7 protein-coding genes are annotated in these 9,163 nt (G+C 72.3%); 3 read left to right on the plus strand and 4 right to left on the minus strand.

Features of this window, described 5'->3' with window-relative positions:
- The first annotated feature begins 592 nt into the window (after positions 1-592).
- Positions 593-3,061, plus strand: coding sequence for a DUF4118 domain-containing protein (locus ACZ4FV_RS50900; protein ID WP_402238195.1), 2,469 nt, complete (start codon positions 593-595; stop codon positions 3,059-3,061).
- Positions 3,062-3,208: 147 nt separating this feature from the next.
- Here the strand turns inward: ACZ4FV_RS50900 and ACZ4FV_RS50905 are convergent, their stop codons facing one another.
- The 3 genes from ACZ4FV_RS50905 to ACZ4FV_RS50915 are packed head-to-tail and all read right to left on the minus strand — an operon-like array spanning position 3,209 to position 6,294.
- Entirely contained in the window at positions 3,209-4,465 is a 1,257-nt protein-coding gene (locus ACZ4FV_RS50905; protein ID WP_465328205.1) for an MFS transporter, read from the minus strand.
- Positions 4,456-4,956 carry a MarR family winged helix-turn-helix transcriptional regulator gene (locus tag ACZ4FV_RS50910; protein WP_465328207.1) on the minus strand — a complete coding sequence of 167 codons (501 nt, stop codon included), beginning with the start codon at positions 4,954-4,956 and terminating at the stop codon, positions 4,456-4,458. The genes ACZ4FV_RS50905 and ACZ4FV_RS50910 overlap by 10 nt, the downstream gene beginning before the upstream one ends.
- Positions 4,957-4,989: 33 nt before the next feature.
- The gene (locus tag ACZ4FV_RS50915) at positions 4,990-6,294 is read right to left on the minus strand and encodes an MFS transporter (protein WP_465328209.1); all 1,305 of its coding nucleotides are present in this window, start codon (positions 6,292-6,294) and stop codon (positions 4,990-4,992) included.
- 154 nt (positions 6,295-6,448) lie between these two features.
- Here ACZ4FV_RS50915 and ACZ4FV_RS50920 point away from each other — a divergent pair, with 154 nt between their 5' ends.
- On the plus strand, positions 6,449-7,438 hold the full coding sequence (locus tag ACZ4FV_RS50920) for an ArsR/SmtB family transcription factor (RefSeq protein WP_465328211.1): 990 nt from the start codon (positions 6,449-6,451) through the stop codon (positions 7,436-7,438).
- 30 nt (positions 7,439-7,468) lie between these two features.
- On the opposite strand, the gene ACZ4FV_RS50925 is transcribed toward ACZ4FV_RS50920, so the two are convergent.
- Positions 7,469-8,428, minus strand: coding sequence for a hypothetical protein (locus tag ACZ4FV_RS50925; protein ID WP_465328213.1), 960 nt, complete (start codon positions 8,426-8,428; stop codon positions 7,469-7,471).
- A 412-nt stretch (positions 8,429-8,840) separates the two neighbouring features.
- On the opposite strand from ACZ4FV_RS50925, the gene ACZ4FV_RS50930 reads away from it, so the two are divergent.
- The gene (locus ACZ4FV_RS50930; RefSeq protein WP_331771990.1) at positions 8,841-9,044 is read left to right on the plus strand and encodes a cold-shock protein; all 204 of its coding nucleotides are present in this window, start codon (positions 8,841-8,843) and stop codon (positions 9,042-9,044) included.
- Positions 9,045-9,163: the final 119 nt, after the last annotated feature.

Here is a 9,163-nt window from a genome sequence, read left to right on the forward strand (position 1 = left end):
GGGGGCGGCGGGGGGGGTTCGCTCTTGTTTCTGCCGTGTTGTCTCGTGGGTGGTGTGGGTGCTGGGCCTACCCCCCCCCCCTCTCCCCCCCCCCCCCACCCGAAGGCACCGACGCGCGACCGCGCGCCGTGGCCGCACCCGGATCCGACCCGCGAGACTCGAACGAGCGTAATCCGCCCCGGCTTCGCCCGTCGTCCCGTCGGCTCCGCCGACGCGGGCCCCGGCAGCCCGGACCCATCCGATCCGGCCGTGCCGACGTTGCCGCGCCCGCGGTCGTGCCGGCCGGCTCCACCCGGCGGTGGTCGGCGCGTTCGTCCACGACAATGTCCGGAGCCCGGTCGTCGGAACTACCGGGTGGCGGGTGGTCGGTGCACGAGCGGGGTCGGCACGCTCGACCCCGGCCCTCACCCGGCCGCGAGCGGACGAACGGAAGGGCTGAGCGCGGGTGCCATACGGACACGGCCGGTGCCGGAAGTCGTCGAAGCGCGCCACCGCGGAGGTGAGCGGATCCGTCCCGGAGACGAACACCTCGCGGCGCGGCGCGTTGCGGGTCTACCTCGGCGCGGCGCCCGGCGTCGGCAAGACGTACGCGATGCTCGACGAAGCCCATCGCCGGCTCCTCCGGGGAACCGATGTGGTGGTCGGCGTCGTGGATTGCGGCGGCCGGCCGCTCACCGAGGAGATGCTGGTCGGCCTGGAGATCGTCGCGCCACGCGAACTGGTGCATCATGACGGCGAGTTCACCGAAATGGACGTGGACGCGGTGATCGCCCGCGGACCGCGCGTGGCGCTGGTCGACGACCTGGCGCACACCAACGCGCCGGGATCGCGCAACGAGAAGCGGATCCAGGACGTCGAGGAGATCCTCGACGCCGGGATAGACGTGATCTCCACGGTCGACGTGCGGCAACTCGCGTCGCTGAACGACGTGGTCGCGTCGATCACCGGCGTCCCCCAGCGCGAGACCGTGCCCGACGGCGCGGTGCGTCGGGCCGATCAGATCGAGTTCGTCGACCTGACTCCCGAGGAGCTGCGCCGCCGAATCGCCGACGGGGACGTGTACACCCCCGAGCGGGCCGATGCCGCCCTCGCGAACTACTTCCGCCCGGGCAACCTGACCGCGCTGCGCGAGCTGGCCCTGTTGTGGGTGGCCGACGGGGTCGACGAGTACTTGCGCGAACACCGCAACCGGCACGGGTTCGACGCGATGTGGCCGACCCGGGAACGGGTCGTGGTGGCGCTCACCGGCGGGCCGGAGGGCGACACGCTGATCCGGCGGGCGGCACGGATCGCGGGTCGGGGCCCGGGCGGGGAACTCCTGGCCGTGCACGTGGCCCGCAGCGACGGCCTGTCCGGATCCTCACCGGCCGACCTGGCCCGTCAGCGCCGGCTGGTGGACTCGCTCGACGGCACGTTCCACTCCGTCGTCGGCGACGACGTACCCGGCGCCCTGCTGGACTTCGCCCGTGGGGAGGATGCCACGCAGATCGTGCTCGGCAGCAGCCGGCGCAAGCCCTGGCAGTTCGTCCTGGGTCCGGGCGTGGGCGCCACCGTGGCGGCCCGGGCCGGCGACATCGACACCCACATCGTCACCCACGAGTACGCCGGTCGCGGGCGGGACGACCGACCCAGGCGCACGGTCACCGCCCGGGGGCGAGCGGTGCCGGCCTGGGTGGTCGCGCTGCTCGGACCACCCGCGCTGACCGCCGCGCTCGTACCGATCCGGGGCAACGCCGCGCTGCCCCACGACATGCTCCTGTTCCTGGCCCTGACCGTCGCGGTCGCGCTGTTCGGCGGCCTGTGGCAGGGGGTGGCCACCGCCGTGCTCGGCTCGTTGTTCATGGACTACCACATGACGCCGCCGCTGGACACCCTGGACATCGCCGCGCCGGGGAACGTGCTCGCGCTGGTGGTCTTCGTGGTGATCGCGCTGGCGGTGGCGTCGGTCGTCGACCTCGCCGCGCGACGTACCCAGCAGGCCGAACGTGGCCGGGCCGAGGCGGAGACGCTCGGCTTCCTCGCCGGGAGCGTGCTCAGGGGCGAACGGGCGTTGCCCGCGCTGTTGGAGCGGGTTCGGGTGACCTTCGACATGCGATCCGTTTCGCTGCTGCGCCGGGACGGACCCCGCGGGTCCTGGGAGAGCGTCGGGTCGGTCGGCGTGGATCCGCCGGCGCGGCCCGACACGGCGGACGTCGAGGTCGCGGTGGACGAGTCGCTCGTGCTGGTGCTGTCCGGCCGCCCGCTGCCCGCGGACACGCGCCGCGTCCTGGGCGCGTTCGCCGCGCAGGCGGCGCTGGTCCTGGAGCGGGGTGCCCTGGTCGCCGAGGCGGCGGAGGCGCGTCGGCTCGACGAGGGCAACCGGGTCGACACCGCGTTGTTCGCCATGGTGGCCCGGGACCTGCGGGCGCCGCTGGCGGCGATCAAGGCCGGGGCGTCCGGTCTGCGGGTGGAGGAGGTCGACTGGGAGCGGGCGGACCGGGCCGAGTTGCTCGCCACGATCGAGGCGGGCGCCGATCGGCTCGACCGGTTGATCGGCAATCTGCTCGACATGAGCCGGCTGCGGATGGGCACGGTCGACCCGTTGCCGAGCGACATCGCGCTGGACGAGGTGATCCCGGGGGCGGTGGCGCGGGCCGCGAGGTCGGGGGTGCGGGTGTCGATTCCGGAGACGTTGCCGACCGTTCGGGCCGACGCGGAGTTGTTGGAGCGGGTGATGGCCAACCTGGTGGAGAACGCGGTTTTGCACACTCCGGCGGACACGCCCGTGACGGTCGTGGCCGGGACGGTCCGCGGCCGGGTCGAACTGCGGGTGGTCGATCGTGGTCCCGGCCTGCCCGACGACGCCAAGGACCGGGTCTTCGAGGCGTTCGCGCGGCACGGAGACGCCCCGCGAAGTCGTGGTGTGGGCCTGGGACTTGCCGTCGCGCGCGGCTTCGCCGAGGCGATGGGCGGCTCGCTGGCCGCCGAGGACACGCCCGGTGGCGGGCTCACCATGGTCTTCGTGCTCCCCGTCTCGACCGGGCCGAACCCGGGTGGAGTGCGGGGCGAACTCGCGAGCTGAGGTTCATCCGCCGTGCGCCGTCTCCCGAGCCCAGGTCATCCGCCGCGTTCCGGGTGGGCCTCCGGCCGACCTGCCGTACGCCGCGACGGTCACCTGCCGGCCGGAAGCCTATCCACGAAGTTCGGTGTGGCGCCGCCGAGTTGCCGATCAGGACTTGGTGAGCGCGGCCGGACCGGCAGGCGTTGTCGCGAATCGGCGGAGGCCCGGTGTGGCCGTCGCGACCAGGGCGACCGCGCCGACGCACAGGAGGCCGCCGCTGATCAGGGCCGCCGTACCCGAGGTGGCGTTCGCGACGAGACCGCCGCGCAGGTTGCCGATGTCCGGCCCGGCCTGTCCGACGATCTGTTCGGCGGCGCCGACCCGGCCGAGGAACTCGTTCGGGGTGTGCAACTGGACGATGGTGTTCCGGGAGATGACGGACACGGTGTCGGCGGCACCTGCCAGGACCAGGAAGCCGAGCCCCACCCACGGGTTGGGCGACAGACCGAACAGTGCGAGCGACCCGCCCCACGCGACGGATCCGCCGAGCATCACCAGGCCGGGGCGAGGCAGTCGGGTGAAGGCTCCGGAAAGCACGGACGCGATGACGCCGCCGACGGCGATGGCGGTCAGGAACAGTCCGAGGGTGCGTGGATTGTCGTCGAACCGCTCGGCGTTGATCAACGGGAACAGGCTGATCGGCATCGACAGCACGGTGGCGGCGAGGTCGGTCAGGAGCGCTCCGCGGATGACGGGGGTACGGACCAGGAAGGCCAGGCCGTCGAGCACGCCTCGGAGACCCGGGCGCACCTGCTCGTCACCGGGGCTCATCTTGGGCAGGCCCAGTGCGCCGTGGATCGCCGCGAGGAAGGTGAGGGCGTCGATCAGGTGGCAGGTGCCGACGCCGAATCCCCCCACGATCAGCCCGCCCAGTGCGGGGCCCACCAGCATGGCGCCCTGGAAGGACATCCCGTTCAGGGCCAGCCCGGCCGCGAGTTGCTCCCTGGGCAGCAGGTGCGGGATGAAAGTGCGGGCCGCCGGGCCGCTGCCGGCCACGAAGCAGGATTGCAGCGCGACCAGCAGCAGCACGCCCGTGGGCGGGAGGTGCCCGAGGAAGCCCTGGACGGCGAGCAGCAGCGAGCACGACGCCAGGCCGCAGGTGGTGAGCAGATAGAACCGCCGCCGGTCCACGCGGTCGACGAGCGACCCGGCGAAGAGTCCGAACATGACGATCGGAAGGGCCTGGGCCAGACCCACGGCACCGGTCCAGGCGGTACTGCCCGTCGTCTGCCAGACCTGGAACATCACCGCTACAACCGCCATTTGGCTGCCCAGGCCGGACAGGGTCCGACCGATCCACAACCGTCGAAACGGTGGTGACGTGCGCAGCGGGGACACGTCGATCAGCGCGTGCCTCACTCCCATGCGGGGTTCTGCGCCAGTTTCTCGGCGATCCGGTCGTGGAAGCTCTTGCGTTCGAGGGCCTGTTCGATGTCGGTGACGACGCGGGTGAGCGGGTAGGGGATCTCCGCCTCGATCTCGGCGATGGCGGCCTCGGTGGCCCGCCACTCCGCCGCCAGTCGGCCGACGATGTCGCGGGCCTCGTCGGTGAGCGTCACCTTCTTGCTGCGCGCGTCCTCGCCCGCGACGGTCCGCACCCAACCGGCCGCGCGCATCGCGGACACCTTCTGGCTGAGCGCCGAATGGGTCCGGCCGACGGACTCGGCGAGTTCGGTGATGGTCATCGGCCCGGTGGCGTGCAGCCGGAGCAGTTCCATCACGAAGCTCGGCTTGAGCCCGTCGATGCGCTTCTCCGCGTACAGCCGGGCGATGTCCGCGTCCATCGAAGCCTGGAGCAGCCGTAGAGGACGCCAGTGGCTCTGCCGGGAGGGATCGGGTGCGTGGTCCGGGGGCATGCGGGAATCATAACAGCACTTATATAAGTGCTGTCAGATTTCACCGGACGCTGGGCCTCGGCCGGTTGGTGCAGTCCGATCCAGGCCAGTGTGCCGGGCGCGCCGGGCAACTTCCGGTAGATCTCCTCCGGCGTCGCCGGCGCGGTCCGTCCGGCACGAACGGCTCGTGCGGGATCCTCGGCCGCGCGGCGCCACGAGGTGGCGGGCCAGGGCGAGCGCGGCGAGGAACGTCAGGAACGCACACACGCCAAGCCATCCGGTTCGGCCGTGGACCTGTACCCCGATCCAGGAACCCGCGCTGCCGCCCAGGTAGGCGCAGGTCATGTAGGCGGTGTTGAGCCGGCTGCGGGCGTCGGGGCGCAGCGCGAACACCCGGGCCTGGTTGGCGACCATGCCGGACTGCATCGCGATGTCGAGCAGCAGGGTGCCGAGCACCAGGGCGACCAGACCCGGCGTGCCGCCCACGGCGCCCGCGGCGAGGACCGGGGCACAGCCGAGGACCGCGAGCAGGCAGACCAGGTTCACCGTGTCGGGTCCCCTGCGGTCGACCAGGCGTCCGGCGATCGGGGTGCAGACCATGGTTGCCGCGCCGACCAGCGCGAGCATTCCCACCGCGTGGGCGCCCAGGTCGTACGTGGGGCCGGTGAGCAGGAGTGTCAGGCAGGTCCACACGGCCGAGAACCCGGCGAAGATCGTCGCCTGATGGAAGCAGGAGCGGCGCAACTCCGGTTCGGTGCGCAGCAGGCGCAGGGGTTCGGCCAGGAGGGCCGGGTACGGCCGGCGCGAGGGCGGGACCGTCTTCGGCAGGATGCTCGCCAGGACGCCGGCGAGCAGCAGCACCAGGACCGCCGCCACCAGGTAGGGCGCGCGCCACCCCAGCCATTCGCCGAGTGACCCGCCGAAGGTGCGAGCCAGCAGCATGCCGCCGATCGAGCCGCTCAGCAGGGTGCCCATCATCGCGCCGCGGCGCTCGGCGGCGACCAGCCCGGCCGCGAGCGGGCCGACGATCTGGGCGGCCACGGTGGTGACGCCGACGAGGGCGCTCGCGGCGACCAGGGGCGGCAGGGTCGGGGCGCAGCCCGCGGCCAGGAGAGCGACGCCGGAGATGGCGAGCAGGGTGACCAGGAAGGCGCGATGGGGGAGTCGGTCGCCGAGCGGCACCAAGAGGAAGATCCCGGCGGTGTAGCCGATTTGGGTCGCGGTCACCACCAGCGCGGCGGCGTCGGGGGACTCGTGCAGTCCGGCGGCGATCAGTGGGCTGATCGCCTGCGGGAAGTAGATGTTGCCCACGCCGACGGCGCAGGTCAGAGACAGGATCAGGACCAGGCCGCGGCTCATCGCACCTCCACCGACTCGCGCGCGTCCACGGTGTCGGCGACGCGGCGGGTCGTGCCGGGGGAGGGCACCGGGGGCCGGGGGCGGGCTGCGTGTGTCATGCGTGGCAGTTCACGGCACCCGTGCCACGCCGCCAATGGATGTAGCGTATGGCTTAATGATCAGCTACGAGCTCGGCGTCGAGGATCTCGCCGACACGCGGTTCGCCCTCTCGCCCCTGCACGAGACCGTGGTCAGTCTGCGGGTGTTGCGCGAGCCGGGACTGGCCGCGTTGCACCTGCCGTGGCGCAGAGCGGTTCTGGGCGAGATTCGAGCGCTCGACACCGAACTGTTGATGTCGCTGGTCGCGGCCAGGCTTACCCTCCCCGACTTCCTGACGCCGCGGCCGGCGACCTTCGCGGCGAGCTTCGACGAGGAACTGGCCGTCGTGCGACGCACACCCGCGGATCTGGTACGGCGCGACCTGTCGGCCACGCATGCCCCGGACCCGCTGCCGGCCGCGCTGCTCGACGCAGGTGCCGAGGACGACGCGTCCGTGCTCGCGCTCCGCGACGCCATCTGCGAACTCCTGCGGCGGTACTGGGAGATCGCCGTCGAGCCGACGTGGCCGCGGATGCGCCTGCTGCTGGAGGCGGACATGACCTACCGCGCGCGGCAACTGGCCGTGGGCGGCGCCCGCCTGCTGTTCGCCGACATGCACCCGAATCTGCGCTGGCACCACGGGGTGCTGGAGATCGACAAGATGATCGGCCGGCATCACGTCGCGGCGTCGGGCCGGGGCCTGCTGCTCGTTCCGTCGGTGTTCGTGCACAAGCCCGCGCCCCCGGTCAGCCCGGAGGAACCGCCGTCGTTGGCCTACCCGAGCCGCGGAGTGGCGACGCTGTGGGCACGCTCGCCCGTCGCCGACCCGGCCGCTCTGGTGTCCCTGGTGGGTGCGCCGAAGGCGGGATTGCTCGGCCTCCTGGACGAGCCGCTGCCCACGGTCGAGATCGCCCGCCGGCTCGGTGTCACCCCGAGCGCGGTGTCCCAGCACCTGCGCGTGCTGCACGCCACCGGCCTGGTCTCCCGGGCGCGCGACGGACGGCACGTGCTGTACCGTCGCGCGCCGCTGGGCGACGAACTGCTGGGTGGCGGTCGGCCGGGGTAACTGCGCGCGGTGCGCGAGGAGTTCGGGGGGTCAGTCGGGCGGGGCGTCCGAGGTGTGGCCGGTCGCGGTGGGGTCGGACGTGGCGGGGTCGGGGCCGACGGCCATGCGGGCGGTGGCGACGTACAGCCGGTCGGCGCGTCCCGGGGGCAGGCATTCGCGCACGGGATTCCCGGTGGCGTCGACCAGGCCGCGCCAGGCGGGCAGGCGGTGGTGGAGCATGTCCTGGTAGTCGCAGCGCAAGCGCACGTCGACGCGCTCGGACCAGGCGGTCAGGATCCGTCCGTGGCCGTGGTCCCAGACGATCAGGCGCCGCCCTCGCCACCTCGACGCGACGGTCTCGTCCGGGTCCCGGCTCGTGACGGCCTGGTGCGTCTCCCGGCTCGCGGCGGCCCGCGAGGGGGCGTGCGGGGACACGGTGACCAGGGGTATCGACAGCGGCGGCAGGGGTGTCCGCGAGCGGTCGATCGCGGTGACGGTGACGGTGGCGGCGGCGGCCGGGCCCGATCGCCCGTCGGGTGCCGTGCTCCCGGGCGTCGCGTCCACGTGCACCCACGTCGACGTGGGGTCGGCGAGTACCTCGCGCGCCCACGCGGCCTGCCGGGCCCGTTCCTCGCGGGCCCTCGCCTGGGTGAGAGTGATCATCGTGACGGTCAGGCAGGCCGGACACAGATTCCGGCCGTCGCCGCATCGCGTCGTCACCTGCTCGGTGCGGGCGTCGCATCCCGAGCAGACGTGTCGGTCGCCGCGGGCGGTGAGGAGTTCCTCGATGCCGGCGCCGTCGGGCATTGAATCGCGTGCGTCGTACAGCGCGCGCACGACGTTCTCGTTGTCACAGTCCCGGCCGCGCACGCGCGCGACGACGCGTGCGGCGGGGTTACGGGGCAGATCCAGCCTGGCGAGCTCATTCGCCTGCAGCAGCGGCCAGGGGACGGTGCCCCAGCCCTCGAACGTGCGACGGTCCTCGAAATCGTGGTTCGGCCGTGTGGTCACAGGTTTCGTGGCTCCTCGTGCGGTGCCCGATCGGTGGGGCTTGCGCCCGTTCGCACCGATCCCCCCTGACCGACCAAGCATGGCCCAACGAGCGGGGGAGGGATAGCCGGAATTTCGTCGAACCGTCGGCAGACGGGTGCGCACTCCGGGAGTTCGACCGAAATCCGTGCCCATGGGCGCTGTCGGACCCCCGAGCCGGTGTTGCGCTCGTGACTGTTTGGTCGGGGACATGGCGCGGCGAACCCTGCTCGGGTACGGTCGTTCCCCAGTAGTCGTGGCTCGACGTTCGTTCGCCCGTGATCGCGATCACGGGCGATTTTGCTGTCCACAGCGCTTCTCGGACCATGGCGATCACCTCCGGGCCCGCACCTCGCGTGGCGCGATTCCATTTATCTGATCGAGGAGTTCGACCGTGGCCAGTGGCACCGTGAAGTGGTTCAACAGCGAAAAGGGCTTCGGTTTCATCGAGCAGGACGGCGGCGGCCCCGACGTCTTCGCCCACTACTCGAACATCTCCGGCAGTGGGTACCGTGAGCTTCTCGAGGGGCAGAAGGTGACCTTCGACGTCACGCAGGGCCAGAAGGGCCCGCAGGCGGAGAACATCGTCGCCTCCTAGTACGTCGCCGGCCGGGGGGGGGGGGGGGGGGCGGGGGAGGGGAAAAGTCGGACGGAAAAAAGAGCCCCGCGCACCCGGGGGAGGGAGGAGGGGTGGTGGGGGGGGGAGGGGGTTTTTCT

The organism is Embleya sp. NPDC025285 (assembly GCF_055558835.1).